Source organism: Halomonas sp., from assembly GCF_033549285.1.
Taxonomy (GTDB): domain Bacteria; phylum Pseudomonadota; class Gammaproteobacteria; order Pseudomonadales; family Halomonadaceae; genus Halomonas.
On record NZ_JAWSUJ010000027.1, the window covers coordinates 1 to 12,974 of the forward strand.

Here is a 12,974-nt window from a genome sequence, read left to right on the forward strand (position 1 = left end):
TCCGGCTGGTGGCCAGCCGCAGGAGCGGCCCCCGGGCGCCGATGATCCAGCGGGTCAAGCAGCTCTACGACCCCAACACCGGCCAGGTGGTGGTGACCCGCGGCCTCCAAGGCGGGAACGGCGACAACGGCAACGGGGGGGACGCATGACAGCAACCACATCGCATCGCACGCGCCCGGTGGATATTTCCGCCTGGGGCGACGAGCCCCCGCGCTGGATCCGTCTGTTGGCCGCCGAGGTGCAAGCCACCAGTCGCACCCTGGCCGGGCAGCGCATCGGCATGTCGCGCAGCGCGGTCTCTTTGGCACTGGCCAACCGCTATCCGAGCCCCAGCACCGCGGGGGTGGAGCGGCGCGTGCTGGCCGCGCTGGACGGCATCCATTGCCCCGCCCAGGGCGAGACCATCAGCACCCAGCAGTGCCGGGAGTACCGCGAGCGCCCCGCGCCCACCCACAACCCCATGGCCATGCGCATCTGGCGCACCTGCCAGAGCTGCCCCAACAACCCGAACTGCGGAGGTAGCCAATGACCATCCGAGGCATCTGCCCCGAGTGCGGGCTCTCCGCCGAGCTGGCGGCGTTCGTCACCCAGGGCGAGCACAACCAGGCGCTGGCCGCCGCGCTGGAGATCCCGGCGATCCTCGGCCCCCGCGTGGTGCGCTACCTGGGGCTGCACCGGCCGCCCAGCCGCGCCCTGGCCGGCGCCAAGGCCGTGCGCCTGCTCTCTGAACTGCGCGACGTGATCGTCAGCGGCCGCATCGAGCGCAAGGGCGTCAGCCGCCCGGCGCCGCTGCAGGCGTGGGTCGCCGCCCTGGACAAGATCCTCGAGCGCCCGCCCAGCAAGTTGCCGCTGTCCGGCCACGGCTACCTGTTCGAGGTGGTGGCCAGCGAGGCCGACCGGCTCGACGCCGAGGCCGAGAAGCGCAAGGAGGAAGCCGTTAGAAGCGGGGCCAGCGCGCCGCCTTCTAACGCCTCCCCCACCGTGCGCGAGCGCAGCACCGAAGACGTGCTCGCCGAACACCGCCGCCTGGCCGCCCAGGGCCAGGGCGGGAAGCCCAGGGGCGGCGAGAAGGAAGTGGCCCCGCGCCGCGGCAACCAGTCCATCAGCCAACTGCTGAAAGGCGCCCCGAGCGCCGAGGAAGGGGAATCATGAACCACCACGCCCCCATCATCCGCAACCCCTACCACCCACCCCGGGCCTTGCCCGCGCGGCCCCGCTACGCCTGTCCCAAGCATGGGCCGCTGGGCGCCAATGAGGTCGACCTGGACCACCGCTGCACGCACTGCGGCCGGCCGATCCTGGCCATCCGCAAGCTGGCCGAGCGCCACGACCGCCTTGCCCTGCCGCGCCACGACCTGGAGCGGATCATCGCCGAGTGCGGTTGCGACCACACCGCCAATGCCCTGCGCGAACTCATGGAGGCCCACCATGCCGACCTATAGCGACGCCGTCATCGAGCACTACGCCGACCGCTTCATCGCCCTGCGCCTGGCCCGCTATGGCGTGAGCCTGGCGCAGTACCTGGCCGACCCCAAGCGCTACGAGGAGCGTGCCCTGGAGCCCGAGCCGCCGCTGCCCCAGCAGCGGGCCGTGGCCCTGCGGCTGTGGTGGGCCTGGGACACCGGCCTGGCGCCGCGCGGCGACGGCAGCGAGTCAACGCCGCTGCCCGAGAACTTCCAGGACTGGCGCGAGCTGCTGGCCCAGTGGCGCGCCGAGGCCGAGCAGGCCGAGCGCCCGCTGGCCCACCTGCCCCAGCGCAACGGCGTCATCGTCGAGCCGCTGCACCATCACCGTTTCGAGCGCCGGCACAACGCCGACTTCACCAAGCGAGGAGCCTGAGATGATCTCCGTCAATCCCGCTCTGCGCCTGATCGACGCCACCGAGCTCGGCGAGGCCAGCGTCAGCCAGATGCTGCGCGACCTGGGCGCCGAGCAGCGCGAACAGATCGCCGTGGCCATCGTTAGCAGCCACCAGTTCCAGCCCCGTGCCGCCTTCGTCTGCCTGCACGGCCCGCATACCCAGCGCTACCTGGACGCCATCGAACAGGTACGCCGCGACATCACACTCGACCAGCGCTATGGAGGTGCCAAATGAACGCCCCGAACCCGAAACAACAGCAGCAGATCCCCGAGGGTTATCGCCTCGATGCCAAGAACCGCCTGATCCCCGAGGACCAGATCAAGGAGATCGACAAGGTCCGCGACGAGCTGGTGCTGGCCATCGTCGATCGCGCCAGCGAGCTGCGCGAAGAGCTCAGGGACTTCAAGTCAGACACCTTCAGCGAGATCGAGGCCTTCGTGCAGACCTCGGCCCAGGAGTACGACGTCCAGATCGGCGGCAAGAAAGGCAACGTCCAGCTGGTCAGCTTCGACGGCAAGTACAAGGTGGTGCGTGCCATCCAGGAGAGCATCACCTTCGACGAGCGCCTCCAGGCTGCCAAGGGGCTGATCGACGAGTGCCTGCGCGAGTGGACCGCCGATGCCCGGCCCGAGGTGGCCACCATCGTCCAGGACGCCTTCCGGGTCGACGCCGCCGGCAACATCCGCACCGGACAAGTGCTTGGCCTGCGCCGCCTGAACATCCAGGACAAGCGCTGGCTCAAGGCCATGGACGCCATCTCTGACGCCGTCCAGGTCACCGGCTCCAAGAGCTACGTGCGGATCTATGAGCGGGTCGGCGACAGCGACCAGTACAAGCCCATCAGCCTCGACATCGCGGGGGTGTGACATGCGCCATTCCGATCAAGCCCAACCGATGGGACCGCGCTGCACCATCACCATCCAGCCCGGCGAGGGCGGCGTGATGGTCGCCGTGGAGTTCGGCGAGGCCCTGGACCTCACCGACCCGACGGTCACCCAGAGCCTGGCGCTGCATGGCGCCGAGGCCATCCAGCGCCAGGTGGCCGACCTGCGCGCGATCGCCAAGTGCAGCGGCCAGCCGCTGCACCCCACTCGCCAGCTGATGCACTGAGGAGCACGAGATGGACAAGCCGATCATCATCCGCGTCCGTCAGGCCAACAACACCTACGCCGCCACCCACAAGGGCCAGCGCGCCACCGCCACCGCCGGGCCCCACGCCGCGGCTCGGCGGGTGGCCGAGAAGATCTACGGCGAGAGCAGCTTCGTGCTGAGCGATGCCGGCATCGACAACAGCGACAACACCAAGGGTGCCCAGCACTGCTTCCGGGTGGAGCTGAAGGAAGGTGAGGCATGAACTTCACCCGCGGCCTCTGCTGCGCGCTGCTGGGACTCTTCGCCTGGCTGGGCGGCTACGGGCATGCCATGGACATGGCCCCGGAGTGGTTCGGCCTGTTGATCGCAACGGCTCTCTACTTCGCCGCCGGCAGCGGCAGCTAAGCGAAACGCCCCTCCGGGGGCGTCGTCCGGCGGTGGTGCGCCGGGCCTGATGAGCAGCCAACGAGGTGATGTGTGGACAAGTGGAAGGTACTCGAGGAGCAACTCCAGGGCGTGTTCGCCAGCGCGACGATCCTGGCCGACGGCCACGAGGTGAGCCTGCAGAAGCGCCTCGACGGCGAGAAGCTGGTGATCCAGGTCGGCGTCGACGGCTGGATCAAGGGCGCCTGGAGCAGCGTCGACGAGCACGGCCAGCCGGTGCACCCCGAGGGTCGCTTCTGGCGCCCCATGAAGAGCCGCGCCTGGAAGCTCAAGGAGCACGCCAAGCTCAAGCGAGTCTTCGGCAAGAAGAAGGCCGACGAGATGACCGCCCTGCGCACGGTGGCCGTCACTCCCTACTGGGGCAGCCCGCGCACACTGATCAGCCACCTCAAGAAGCACTTTCCCGATCTCGAGCTGAAGGCCGACGAGGTGACGTCATGATCAGCAAGGGCAAGCTGGCCCAGATCCATATCGCCAAGGCCCAGCTGGGCCTCGGCGACGACGAGTATCGGGCGATCCTGGCGCGCACCGCCGGGGTGAGCAGTGCCAAAGAGCTCACCAATCGCAACGTGGGCAACGTGCTGGCGGAGTTCCGCCGCCTGGGCTGGCAGCCCAAGCCGGCCAAGAAGGCCGGGCGCAAGACCCCGCGGCCGCCGGCCACCCGCCAGGTGGTGATGGGCAAGGTCGAAGCGCTGCTCGCCGATGCCGGGCGCCCCTGGGGCTACGCCGATGGCATGGCCCGGCACATGTTCCGGGTCGAGCGAGTCGACTGGCTCGACGATGCCCAGCTGCAGAAGCTGATGCAGGCGCTGATCATCGACAACAAGCGGCATGGAGGTGAAGGCTGATGGCAGACGACACCCAGGACATGGGCTTCGAGATCCCCGAGGACGCCCTGGCGCGCCTCCAGGATCCCGAGATCCTCAAGAAGTGGCCCCAGGGGCTCTCGGACATGGTGACGGTGATCACCGCCGCCCTGCGCCGCGCCGGCGACGACGAAACCACCGCCCGGGAGCGCGCCTTCCGGGCCGTGCGCGCCCTGGCCCAGTATGCCGGCGGCCGCAGCCTCTACGTGCCCAAGGGCGAGGCGCTGGACCGCGCCTTGCGCGACCGGGACATCTGGGAACGCTTCGACGGCGCCAACGTCACGGCGCTGGCGCGCCAGCACGACCTCACCGAGGTGCAGATTTACGCCATCCTGGCCGAGCAGCGAAAGCTGGCCCGTGCCCGGGTGCAACCGCAGCTGCTCTGATACGCTGAAGAGCAGGCAGCCGAGACCGAAAGGAGCAGGATCATGAGCGAACAGAAGACCGGCCGACAAGGCATCAAGGGTTTGGACGTCGTCGGTATCATGCTGATGCTGGCGAGCGTGGTGTGGATCATGGCCTTCGGCCCCCCTCAGGAGGACCCGCTGCTGGGCGGCTATGGCCTTGACCAGCTCGCGCCCCTGCTGCCAGCTGTGATCGGCTTTTGCCTGGTGATCCTGGCCAGGTTCAGGAAGTAGCCCCGCTTTACAGCACACCAGCGATCGCGCTAAATATCCCGTCCATGCCCCGCCTCCGTGCGGGGCATTTTGCGTAAAGCGCCTGATTTCCTCGCCATCCCACTTCGTCCCTAGCCTGAATATGTAAAGCGTCTTCATACAAGTTCAGGCGAGGTGACCCGTGCTCTCCAAGATCCTTCTCGACAAGCTGCGCGTCGGTCCCTGGCTGGTCGCCGGTCTGGTGCTGATCATCTTCAGCGCCGAGGCTCACCCCAACCTGGTCGACCGCCTCCTGTTGGCGCTGGCCCTGCTGTTCCTGGGCTCCTGGCTGGGCTACTGGATCGACCGAACGCTCTTCCCCTACGCCCGCCCGGGCGACCTCTTCCGTGCCGCCAACCGCCTCGCGGCCGGCAATGTGCATGAGCCCGAGGGCGGTCGCAGCATGCGCCACGAGGCGAGTCTGGCCGCTATCCGCCGTGCGGTGCTGGTCGCGATGGTCATCTTCGTGCTGAGCCTGGGGGTGTGACGTGGCCATCGACCGCCGGACCATCCTCGCCGCCATCGCCGCCGAGGCAGCTTCCCGCAAAAGCCCAGTGCCTGCCTGGCTAGTGCCAGTAGCCGTCAACGCCCATGCGAAAAGCGACGTGTCTCGCGTGCAGTCCATGCTCTCCGACCTGTTGATTCATGGGTTGGTCGAGCATCCCTTCAGCGAGTCACCGGGGCGCGGCATCCGTCTGACGACAGAAGGCCAGCATGTGCTGGACACCCTCAACCGCGAACGTGCCGAAAAGCGCAGGGCCAAGCCGTCGGTGCCATCACCAGCGCCACCGCCTCCCCCTCCCGAGCCGCCTGCGCCGCCTGCGCCGCCCGCCGACCTTGAACGGGTCGACCCCGATGCGCAGCCGCAGCTCTACGGCCTGCTGTTGCAGCTGGGCGCGGTCCTGATCGAGGACCTCGAGGCCGCCACGGCCGGGCGCGACCTCTATCGCGCCCTGCACCTCAACGACCTGGCCACGCGCCTGTTACGCCACACCGGAGGACCCCGGTCATGATCTCCCGACACTTCAAGCGCGCCGAGTTCGCCTGTTCCTGCGGCTGTGGCTTCGACACCGTCGATCAGGGCACCCTCGAGATCCTCGAAGCGGTACGCACCCACTTCGGCGCCCCGGTGATCGTCACCAGCGGCTGCCGCTGCCCGGCGCACAACGCCACCGTGGGCGGGGTACCGAACTCCCAGCACGTCCTGGGCCGCGCCGCCGACATCAAGGTGCGCAACGCCGCGCCGCTCACGGTGCGCGACTACATCGCCCGCCACTTCCCCCAGGCTAGCCTCGGGCTCTACGCCACCTTCGTCCACGTCGATACCCGCTCGAACGGCCCGGCGCGCTGGCCGGTGGGACAGGAGGGCTGAGATGGATGAGTGGAGCTGGAAGGATGCCGTCGACAAGGTCGCGCAAGTCGCCCCCGCCGTGGCCACTGCGCTGGGCGGGCCTGCTGCTGGTGGCATTACTGCTGGTGCCGCTCGCATGGTCACCGGCCTGCTGGGTGTCGAAAACACTCCTGAAGGCCTGCTGGGGGCGCTTGACGACCCGGCGAAGCTGGCGGAGTTGAAGCGGATCGACGCCGAGCACCGCCGCGAGCTGGAGAAGCTGCGCCTGGAGGCCGAGGCCGCCCAGGCCCAGGAAGCGACCAAGCGGCTAGCCGAGATCAACCAGACCATCCGTGCCGAGGCCGCCAGCAACGACGCCTTCGTGCGCCGCTGGCGGCCCACCTTCGGCTACCTGGTGGCCATCGCCTGGGCCGTGATGAGCCTGGCCATCGCCTGGTCCATCGTCAGCCAGCCGGGCCAGGCCGGCACCGTGGCCCAGGCCATCACCGCGCTGACGCCGATGTGGTCGGTGGCGCTGGCGATCCTCGGCATCAACGTGAGCAAGCGCAGCCAGGACAAGCAGGTCGCCGCCGGCCAGCCACCGGCGCCGGGCTTCATGGGCGCTATCGCCACCCGCCTGGCGGGTCGGCAGAAAGACCGATAACGAGGGACGCGGGGGAATGATGGAATCGATCGACTGGAACGCCGCCAAGGTGCTCTTCGATGTCGCCCAGGCGATGTTCATGGCCGGCGTGGCGGCCTACGTCTGGTGGACCAACAAGCACCGCGCCACCAGCACTGCCATCGCCGAAGTCAATTCGCGCATCGACGCCGTCGACAAGCACGTCGCGCGGATGGAGCAGACGCTGGAGAGCCGGCCTGGCTACGGCGAGATCGAGGTGCTGCGCACTGAGCTCGCCGAGATGAACCGCGGCATGGCCCAGATCAGCGCCCAGATGCAGGGCACCTCGGCACTGCTCAACCGGCTGCATGAATACCTGCTGACCGAGAAGGGGAACGGACGATGAGCACGAACTACCAGGACTTCGAGACCGAGGGTCGGCGGCTGGTGATCCTGCGCATCCTGGCGCGCCGCAACCAGTTCACCGCCAACGAGTACTCGCTGGGCGATGAGCTCAAGGGCGCCTATGCCCACCATGTCAGCCGCGACCGGCTGCACGGCGATCTCGCCTGGCTGGAGGAGCAGGGGCTGGTGATCACCCAGCAGCCGCGTGCCGGCTGGGTGATCACCCTGACCGCTCGCGGGGCCGACGTGGCCGAGGGCAACGCCCAGGTGCCCGGGGTGGCTCGTCCGCGCCCGGGCATCGCCTGAGGAGATCGCCATGCCCCCGCGCAACAAGGTCTACGACCTGCCGCCGGAGATCCGCGAGGAGCTCAACGAGAAGCTGGTCAGCACCGGCTTCCAGGGCTACTCGGCGTTAGCCGACTGGCTGGAGGATCGTGGCTATAACGTCTCGCGCAGCTCCGTGCACCGCTACGGCAAGGACCTCCAGGAGGAGTTCGAGGAGGCCATGGGCGACGTGCGCAAGACCACCGAGCTGGCCCGGGCCATGACCGCGGAGCAGGACGACGAGAGCGGCGCGCTGATCGACGCCACGGCGCGCATCGTCCAGGACCAGCTGCTGCGCATCACCATCGCCATGCGCAAGGCCGAGCACGAACCGGAGAAGGCCGCCAAGCACCTGGCAAGCGTGACCCGCGCCCTGGCCGACATCGGCCGGGTGAGCCTCGGCCAGAAGAAGTGGGCCCGGGAGCTGCGCCTGGAGATCGCCCAGGAGGCCGCCGAGGCCGCCGAAGGTGCGTTGGCCGGCCAGGGCATGACCCGCGAGGCCATCGACAGCATCAAGCGCGACATCCTGGGGATCGCCGGATGACCGAGGCCATGCCCCAATCCGTCCTGCTGCCCTACCAGCAAGCCTGGGTCGAGGACGCCGCCGACCTCAAGATCGCCGAGAAGAGCCGCCGGACCGGCATCACCTGGGCCGAGGCGGCCGATGCCGTGCTCTCGGCCAGCGCCTCGCGCGCCGCCGGCGGTACCCACCACTTCTACGTCGGCTCCAACAAGGACATGGCCATCGAGTTCATCGATGCCTGCGCCATGTGGGCCAAGGCGTTCGACCGTGCGGCCTCGACCATCCAGGAGGAAGTCCTGGTTGATGAGGACAAGGACATCCTCACCTTCAACATCCACTTCGCCAGCGGCTTCAAGATCCAGGCGCTGAGCTCGCGCCCCTCCAACATGCGCGGCCGCCAGGGCAACGTGACCATCGACGAGGCGGCTTTCCACGAGCAGCTCGCCGAGGTGCTCAAGGCTGCCCTGGCCCTGACGATGTGGGGCGCCAAGGTGCGGCTGATCAGCACCCACAACGGCGTCGATAACCTCTTCAACGAGCTCATCCAGGACAGCCGCGCCGGCAAGAAGCGCTACAGCGTGCATCGCATCACCCTCGACGACGCCTGCGAGCAGGGCCTCTACCAGCGCATCTGCCAGGTGCGCGGCAAGCCGTGGAGCCAGGTGGCGGAGGACGAGTGGAAGGCCAACCTGCTGGCCGACACCGCCACCCGCGAGGATGCCCTCGAGGAGTACTACTGCGTGCCCAAGGCCGGCGGCGGAGCCTACCTGTCTCGGGCGCTGATCGAGGCGCGCATGGTCGAGGCGCCGGTGGTGCGCTTCGAGGGCTCGGCGGAGTTCAACGCGGTACCGGAGCACTACCGCGCCCTGGAGATCGAGGACTGGTGCCAGCGCGAGCTCGCGCCGCTGCTCGAGCAGCTCAATCCCCGCGACGCCCACGCCTTCGGCGAGGACTTCGGCCGCTCCGGGGATCTCACGGTGATCGCCCCCATGGCCATCACCGCCCAGCTGGTGCGCCGCGTGCCCTTCCTGGTGGAGCTGCGCAACGTGCCCTTCAAGCAGCAGGAGCAGGTGCTGTTCTATGTCGTCGACCGGCTGCCGCGCCTCCAGGCCGGCGCCCTGGACGCCCGGGGCAACGGCCAGTACCTGGCCGAGCAGGCCGTCGATCGCTACGGCGCCGGGCGAGTCGAGGCGGTGATGCTCTCCCAGGGCTGGTACCTGGAGCACATGCCGCCCTTCAAGGCCGCCTTCGAGGATGCCGGCATCGAGATCCCCCGCGACCGCGACGTGGCCGACGACCTGCGCGCCCTGCAGGTGATCAAGGGCATCCCCAAGCTGCCCGACGGCAAGACCGGCGACGCCAAGGCCCGCCACGGCGACGCGGCCATCGCCCTGGCCCTGGCGCACAGCGCGAGCCTTGCGGATACCACCGAGATCGACTTCATCCGCGTGCCGCGCAGCGGCCCCGCGGACCTCGACGAGGATGACGACATGAGCGACGGCTTTGGCACAGGAGGTGGCGCATGGTAGCCATCAAGGGGATGCTCAATCGCCTGTTCGGCGGCGGCCGCGACGCCCTCGAGCAGCAGCAGACCGACGACGAGGACGGCGTCGGCATGGCCCGGGTGGGCCAATTGAAGCGCGAATTCGCCGAACACCCGAGCAAGGGCCTGACCCCGGCACGGCTCTACCAGATCCTCGAAGAGGCCGAGCAGGGCCACCTCAAGGCCCAGAGCGAGCTGTTCGAGGACATGGAGGAGAAGGACGCCCAGATCGGCGCCGACCTCGGCAAGCGTCGCCAGCTCGCCGCCGAGCTCGAGTGGCAGATCGTCCCGCCGGACAACGCCAGCCGCGCCGAGAAGAAGGCCGCCGACCAGGCCGCCGAGGTGTTCGCCGGCCTCGAGGTCGAGGACCTGATCCTCGATCTGGGTACCGGCATCGGCCACGGCTGGGCCAACCTGGAGCTGCCCTGGGCGCGAGACGGCGCGATGCGCTACATCGAGCAGCCGATCCTGCGCCCGCACTCCTGGTTCCGCCTGCACCCCGACGACCAGAACGTCATCACCCTGCGCGACCACTCCGCCACAGGCGCCGAGCTGTGGCCGCTGGGCTGGATCCAGCACCGCCACCGCGCCAAGCCGGGCTATGTGGCGCGCATGGGCATCCACCGCATGCTCGCCTGGCCCTATCTGTTCCAGAACTACGCGCTCGGGGATCTCGCCACGCTGCTGGAGATCTACGGCATGCCGGCGCGGCTCGGCAAGTACCCCAAGAACGCCACCGACCGCGAGAAGGCCACCCTGCTGAAGGCGGTGGTGGCCATGGGCAAGGACGCCGCCGGCATCATCCCCGACGGCATGTCGATGGAGTTCCTCGAGGCCGCCGGCAAGGGCAGCTCGGCGGACGTCTACAAGGTGATGATGGACTGGTGCGAGCGCGCCAAGGCCAAGGCGATCCTCGGCGGCACCTTGACCAGCGGTACCGGCGAGGGCACCAACACCAATGCCCTGGGCAACGTCCACGAGCGTGGCCAGACCAGCCTGATCCGCTCCGACGTGCGCCAGTACGCCGGCGGCATCCAGCGCTACGTGCTGTGGCCGATGGCCGCCCTGAACTTCGGCATCGAGGACCGCCGCCGCGCGCCGCGCTTCTACCTGGATCTCGGCGAGACCGAGGACTTCAAGGCCCTGGCCGACACCCTGCCCACCTTCGTCGACATGGGGGCGCGGATTCCCACCTGGTGGTTCCACGAGAAGACCCGCATCCCCAAGGCCGGTGACCAGGAGGAGATCCTCCAGCCCAGGGCCAAGGCCCAGCCGCTGCCCCCGGCGGTGACCACGCGGCGCCTGGCGGCCGCCCGGGAGGCCCTGCCGGCGGTGCGTGACGTGGCCGAGGCCCAGCGCGAGCGCCTCCAGGAAGACGGCGATGCCGCCCTGGAGCCCTGGGTCGAGCGAATCCGCGCCGAGGTGGAGGCCGCCACCGACCTCGAGGACCTGCGCGATCGGCTGGCCGCACTCGGCGACGAGCTGCCGCTGGACGACTTCGGCGCGGTGATGACCGAGGCCCTCGCCGCCGCCCACCTGGCCGGCCGCTACGACATCCTGGAGGGCGCCTGATGGTCGCCGCCCGCTACGGCTCGCTGCCGTTCCGCGAGCAGATCCGGGCCTTCCGAGAGCGGGTGCCGATCCCCACCCGGGCCTGGGGCGACGTCTATAGCCGGGAGAACGACCAGGCCTTCGCCGTAGCCGGCAGCACGCGCCAGGCCATCGTCGAGGACTTCGCCGACGCCGTGGGCCGCGCCATCGAGGAAGGCCGCACCCTGGAGGACTTCCGCCGCGACTTCGATGACATCGTCGCCCGCCACGGCTGGGCCTATAACGGCAGCCGCGGCTGGCGATCGCGGGTGATCTACGACACCAACCTGCGCCAGAGCTACGCCGCCGGCCGCGAGGCGCAGATGGCCGACCCGGAGCTGCGTCGCGCCCGGCCCTATGGCCTCTACCGCCACGGGGGCAGCAAGAATCCCCGCCCGCACCACATCGACAAGGACGGCTGGGTGGTGCCGATCGACGACCCCTGGTGGGATACCTGGACACCCCAGAACGGCTGGGGCTGCAGCTGCAAGAAGTTCATGCTGAGCCAGGCCGACGTCGACCGCCTGGGCCTAGCGGTCAAGCAAGCCCCACAGATCGAGCGCGAGACCCGCGTGGTCGGCGCCAACGGGCCCAACCCGCGCACCGTGGAGGTGCCGGTGGGCATCGATCCCGGCTTCGAGCACCGCCCCGGCATGGCCCGCTTGCGCGGCATCAGCCCACGGCCGCTGCGCGAGCCGCTGCCCTCGACCCGCACTGTGCCGGCTCGCCCGGCGCCCGACCTGCCGCCGGTACCGCGCCAGGCTCCCGAACCGCCGGCAGCCGACGGCCCCGAGGCCGAGGTCGGCGCCTTCCTCGCGCGGTTAGGTGTGGCCGAGGCCGACGGCGTGGCCTTCCACCGCGACGCCCTGGGCGAGATCCTGCCGCTCTCCCGCCAGCTGTTCGTCGATGAGGCCGGCGAGCTGGCGCTGGGGCATCTCACCGGCAACCTCACCCTGCTGGCCGAGACCCTGGACGCCCCGGACGAGATCTGGACGGCGCTGGTCCATGACGAGGTGGCTGGCCGCTGGCTGCTGCGCCGCCGCTACCTGGCGTGGTTCCAGGGCGGGGCGGTGATGATGGACTGGGGACGTGCCGGCTGGGCCGCCTGGGTCGGCAGCGCGGACAATGCGCAGGTCGATGAGTGGCGGCGCGGCGTGCGGCTGTATCGTCGCGGCGAAGAGGAGAACTGACATGGCCGGTGCCCGTATCCAGCTCGACCTCGAGGCCCGCTCGGTCCTGGCCGCCATTGGCGAGCTGATCGACCGCATCGAGGATCCCCAGCCGGCCTTCCGCGAGATCGGCGAATACCTGGACCTCGCCCACCGTGACCGCTGGGACGCCCAGCGCTCGCCAGACGGAACCCCCTGGGCACCGCTGTCGCCGGTGACCCGGGCACGAAAGAAGAAGAACGCCGACCGCGTGCTGGTGCTCGACGGCTACCTGCGCGACACCCTGCGCTACCAGGAGAGCGCCACGGAGCTGCTGTTCGGTACCGACCGGGTGTATGGCGCCGTGCACCAGTTCGGCGCCCGGCAGGGCGCCTTCGGCACCACCGCCCGGGGTGGGCCCATCCCCTGGGGCGACATCCCGGCGCGCCCTTGGCTGGGCCTGGCTAGCGAGGACGAGCAGCCGGTGCTGGAGATCCTGGAGCGGCATGTGATGGGGTGATCGTGAAAAGTCCCTACAAGCCTTTGAGAGGCGCGCAAGCTCTACGGGGG

At 69.4% G+C, this 12,974-nt stretch carries 24 protein-coding genes and 1 other RNA gene; all 25 read left to right on the forward strand.

What is annotated here, in order from left to right; translation table 11 throughout:
* Nucleotides 1–145: 145 nt before the first annotated feature.
* The 25 genes from SCI24_RS08005 to SCI24_RS08125 all read left to right on the forward strand — a co-directional run bounded on the left by SCI24_RS08005 (nt 146) and on the right by SCI24_RS08125 (nt 12,924).
* Nucleotides 146–529 (forward strand): hypothetical protein, encoded by a 384-nt coding sequence (locus SCI24_RS08005; RefSeq protein WP_318724896.1) that lies wholly within the window; start codon nt 146–148, stop codon nt 527–529.
* Complete coding sequence (locus SCI24_RS08010) at nt 526–1,152, forward strand: hypothetical protein (protein ID WP_318724897.1); 627 nt, start codon at nt 526–528, stop codon at nt 1,150–1,152. Before SCI24_RS08005 ends, SCI24_RS08010 begins: the two co-directional genes overlap by 4 nt.
* Entirely contained in the window at nt 1,149–1,442 is a 294-nt protein-coding gene (locus SCI24_RS08015) for a hypothetical protein (protein ID WP_318724898.1), read from the forward strand. Before SCI24_RS08010 ends, SCI24_RS08015 begins: the two co-directional genes overlap by 4 nt.
* Nucleotides 1,429–1,839, forward strand: a complete 411-nt coding sequence (locus SCI24_RS08020) for a hypothetical protein (RefSeq protein WP_318724899.1) — start codon at nt 1,429–1,431, stop codon at nt 1,837–1,839. The genes SCI24_RS08015 and SCI24_RS08020 overlap by 14 nt, the downstream gene beginning before the upstream one ends.
* Before the next feature lies 1 nt (nt 1,840).
* Nucleotides 1,841–2,095, forward strand: a complete 255-nt coding sequence (locus SCI24_RS08025) for a hypothetical protein (protein ID WP_318724900.1) — start codon at nt 1,841–1,843, stop codon at nt 2,093–2,095.
* The gene (locus SCI24_RS08030; RefSeq protein WP_318724901.1) at nt 2,092–2,727 is read left to right on the forward strand and encodes a DUF3164 family protein; all 636 of its coding nucleotides are present in this window, start codon (nt 2,092–2,094) and stop codon (nt 2,725–2,727) included. Before SCI24_RS08025 ends, SCI24_RS08030 begins: the two co-directional genes overlap by 4 nt.
* Nucleotide 2,728: 1 nt before the next feature.
* Complete coding sequence (locus SCI24_RS08035; RefSeq protein ID WP_318724902.1) at nt 2,729–2,971, forward strand: hypothetical protein; 243 nt, start codon at nt 2,729–2,731, stop codon at nt 2,969–2,971.
* A gap of 10 nt (nt 2,972–2,981) precedes the next feature.
* Nucleotides 2,982–3,215 (forward strand): hypothetical protein, encoded by a 234-nt coding sequence (locus SCI24_RS08040; RefSeq protein ID WP_318724903.1) that lies wholly within the window; start codon nt 2,982–2,984, stop codon nt 3,213–3,215.
* Entirely contained in the window at nt 3,212–3,358 is a 147-nt protein-coding gene (locus SCI24_RS08045) for a hypothetical protein (protein WP_318724904.1), read from the forward strand. The genes SCI24_RS08040 and SCI24_RS08045 overlap by 4 nt, the downstream gene beginning before the upstream one ends.
* An RNA gene (locus SCI24_RS08050) (hammerhead ribozyme type II) lies at nt 3,357–3,421 on the forward strand. Before SCI24_RS08045 ends, SCI24_RS08050 begins: the two co-directional genes overlap by 2 nt.
* A 9-nt stretch (nt 3,422–3,430) precedes the next feature.
* Nucleotides 3,431–3,838, forward strand: a complete 408-nt coding sequence (locus SCI24_RS08055; RefSeq protein ID WP_318724905.1) for a hypothetical protein — start codon at nt 3,431–3,433, stop codon at nt 3,836–3,838.
* A complete protein-coding gene (locus tag SCI24_RS08060) occupies nt 3,835–4,245 on the forward strand; it encodes a regulatory protein GemA (RefSeq protein ID WP_318724906.1) in 411 nt (136 codons plus the stop codon). Before SCI24_RS08055 ends, SCI24_RS08060 begins: the two co-directional genes overlap by 4 nt.
* Nucleotides 4,245–4,649, forward strand: coding sequence for a Mor transcription activator family protein (locus SCI24_RS08065; protein WP_318724907.1), 405 nt, complete (start codon nt 4,245–4,247; stop codon nt 4,647–4,649). Before SCI24_RS08060 ends, SCI24_RS08065 begins: the two co-directional genes overlap by 1 nt.
* 42 nt (nt 4,650–4,691) lie before the next feature.
* The gene (locus SCI24_RS08070) at nt 4,692–4,901 is read left to right on the forward strand and encodes a hypothetical protein (RefSeq protein WP_318724908.1); all 210 of its coding nucleotides are present in this window, start codon (nt 4,692–4,694) and stop codon (nt 4,899–4,901) included.
* Nucleotides 4,902–5,061: 160 nt separating this feature from the next.
* Complete coding sequence (locus SCI24_RS08075; protein WP_318724909.1) at nt 5,062–5,406, forward strand: putative holin; 345 nt, start codon at nt 5,062–5,064, stop codon at nt 5,404–5,406.
* A gap of 1 nt (nt 5,407) precedes the next feature.
* Entirely contained in the window at nt 5,408–5,932 is a 525-nt protein-coding gene (locus tag SCI24_RS08080; RefSeq protein ID WP_318724910.1) for a hypothetical protein, read from the forward strand.
* Nucleotides 5,929–6,291 (forward strand): D-Ala-D-Ala carboxypeptidase family metallohydrolase, encoded by a 363-nt coding sequence (locus tag SCI24_RS08085; protein WP_318724911.1) that lies wholly within the window; start codon nt 5,929–5,931, stop codon nt 6,289–6,291. The genes SCI24_RS08080 and SCI24_RS08085 overlap by 4 nt, the downstream gene beginning before the upstream one ends.
* Nucleotide 6,292: 1 nt before the next feature.
* Nucleotides 6,293–6,913 carry a 3TM-type holin gene (locus SCI24_RS08090; protein ID WP_318724912.1) on the forward strand — a complete coding sequence of 207 codons (621 nt, stop codon included), beginning with the start codon at nt 6,293–6,295 and terminating at the stop codon, nt 6,911–6,913.
* A gap of 16 nt (nt 6,914–6,929) precedes the next feature.
* Nucleotides 6,930–7,277 carry a hypothetical protein gene (locus SCI24_RS08095; protein WP_318724913.1) on the forward strand — a complete coding sequence of 116 codons (348 nt, stop codon included), beginning with the start codon at nt 6,930–6,932 and terminating at the stop codon, nt 7,275–7,277.
* Nucleotides 7,274–7,582 (forward strand): ArsR family transcriptional regulator, encoded by a 309-nt coding sequence (locus SCI24_RS08100; protein ID WP_318724914.1) that lies wholly within the window; start codon nt 7,274–7,276, stop codon nt 7,580–7,582. The genes SCI24_RS08095 and SCI24_RS08100 overlap by 4 nt, the downstream gene beginning before the upstream one ends.
* Nucleotides 7,583–7,592: 10 nt before the next feature.
* A complete protein-coding gene (locus SCI24_RS08105) occupies nt 7,593–8,144 on the forward strand; it encodes a DUF3486 family protein (protein WP_318724915.1) in 552 nt (183 codons plus the stop codon).
* Between the two features lie 8 nt (nt 8,145–8,152).
* The gene (locus SCI24_RS08110; RefSeq protein WP_318724916.1) at nt 8,153–9,652 is read left to right on the forward strand and encodes a hypothetical protein; all 1,500 of its coding nucleotides are present in this window, start codon (nt 8,153–8,155) and stop codon (nt 9,650–9,652) included.
* The gene (locus tag SCI24_RS08115) at nt 9,646–11,238 is read left to right on the forward strand and encodes a DUF935 domain-containing protein (protein WP_318724917.1); all 1,593 of its coding nucleotides are present in this window, start codon (nt 9,646–9,648) and stop codon (nt 11,236–11,238) included. The genes SCI24_RS08110 and SCI24_RS08115 overlap by 7 nt, the downstream gene beginning before the upstream one ends.
* A complete protein-coding gene (locus tag SCI24_RS08120; protein ID WP_318724918.1) occupies nt 11,238–12,446 on the forward strand; it encodes a PBECR2 nuclease fold domain-containing protein in 1,209 nt (402 codons plus the stop codon). The genes SCI24_RS08115 and SCI24_RS08120 overlap by 1 nt, the downstream gene beginning before the upstream one ends.
* Before the next feature lies 1 nt (nt 12,447).
* Nucleotides 12,448–12,924 (forward strand): phage virion morphogenesis protein, encoded by a 477-nt coding sequence (locus SCI24_RS08125; protein WP_318724919.1) that lies wholly within the window; start codon nt 12,448–12,450, stop codon nt 12,922–12,924.
* Nucleotides 12,925–12,974: the final 50 nt, after the last annotated feature.

Coding starts and splice junctions, on each gene's coding strand:
- SCI24_RS08110 (WP_318724916.1), top strand. CDS start 8,153: ATGCCCCAATCCGTCCTGCTGCCCTACCAGCAAGCCTGGGTCGAGGAC.
- SCI24_RS08090 (WP_318724912.1), top strand. CDS start 6,293: ATGGATGAGTGGAGCTGGAAGGATGCCGTCGACAAGGTCGCGCAAGTC.
- SCI24_RS08040 (WP_318724903.1), top strand. CDS start 2,982: ATGGACAAGCCGATCATCATCCGCGTCCGTCAGGCCAACAACACCTAC.
- SCI24_RS08085 (WP_318724911.1), top strand. CDS start 5,929: ATGATCTCCCGACACTTCAAGCGCGCCGAGTTCGCCTGTTCCTGCGGC.
- SCI24_RS08125 (WP_318724919.1), top strand. CDS start 12,448: ATGGCCGGTGCCCGTATCCAGCTCGACCTCGAGGCCCGCTCGGTCCTG.
- SCI24_RS08020 (WP_318724899.1), top strand. CDS start 1,429: ATGCCGACCTATAGCGACGCCGTCATCGAGCACTACGCCGACCGCTTC.
- SCI24_RS08115 (WP_318724917.1), top strand. CDS start 9,646: ATGGTAGCCATCAAGGGGATGCTCAATCGCCTGTTCGGCGGCGGCCGC.
- SCI24_RS08015 (WP_318724898.1), top strand. CDS start 1,149: ATGAACCACCACGCCCCCATCATCCGCAACCCCTACCACCCACCCCGG.
- SCI24_RS08005 (WP_318724896.1), top strand. CDS start 146: ATGACAGCAACCACATCGCATCGCACGCGCCCGGTGGATATTTCCGCC.
- SCI24_RS08010 (WP_318724897.1), top strand. CDS start 526: ATGACCATCCGAGGCATCTGCCCCGAGTGCGGGCTCTCCGCCGAGCTG.
- SCI24_RS08030 (WP_318724901.1), top strand. CDS start 2,092: ATGAACGCCCCGAACCCGAAACAACAGCAGCAGATCCCCGAGGGTTAT.
- SCI24_RS08070 (WP_318724908.1), top strand. CDS start 4,692: ATGAGCGAACAGAAGACCGGCCGACAAGGCATCAAGGGTTTGGACGTC.
- SCI24_RS08105 (WP_318724915.1), top strand. CDS start 7,593: ATGCCCCCGCGCAACAAGGTCTACGACCTGCCGCCGGAGATCCGCGAG.
- SCI24_RS08095 (WP_318724913.1), top strand. CDS start 6,930: ATGATGGAATCGATCGACTGGAACGCCGCCAAGGTGCTCTTCGATGTC.
- SCI24_RS08035 (WP_318724902.1), top strand. CDS start 2,729: ATGCGCCATTCCGATCAAGCCCAACCGATGGGACCGCGCTGCACCATC.
- SCI24_RS08120 (WP_318724918.1), top strand. CDS start 11,238: ATGGTCGCCGCCCGCTACGGCTCGCTGCCGTTCCGCGAGCAGATCCGG.
- SCI24_RS08065 (WP_318724907.1), top strand. CDS start 4,245: ATGGCAGACGACACCCAGGACATGGGCTTCGAGATCCCCGAGGACGCC.
- SCI24_RS08100 (WP_318724914.1), top strand. CDS start 7,274: ATGAGCACGAACTACCAGGACTTCGAGACCGAGGGTCGGCGGCTGGTG.
- SCI24_RS08025 (WP_318724900.1), top strand. CDS start 1,841: ATGATCTCCGTCAATCCCGCTCTGCGCCTGATCGACGCCACCGAGCTC.
- SCI24_RS08045 (WP_318724904.1), top strand. CDS start 3,212: ATGAACTTCACCCGCGGCCTCTGCTGCGCGCTGCTGGGACTCTTCGCC.
- SCI24_RS08060 (WP_318724906.1), top strand. CDS start 3,835: ATGATCAGCAAGGGCAAGCTGGCCCAGATCCATATCGCCAAGGCCCAG.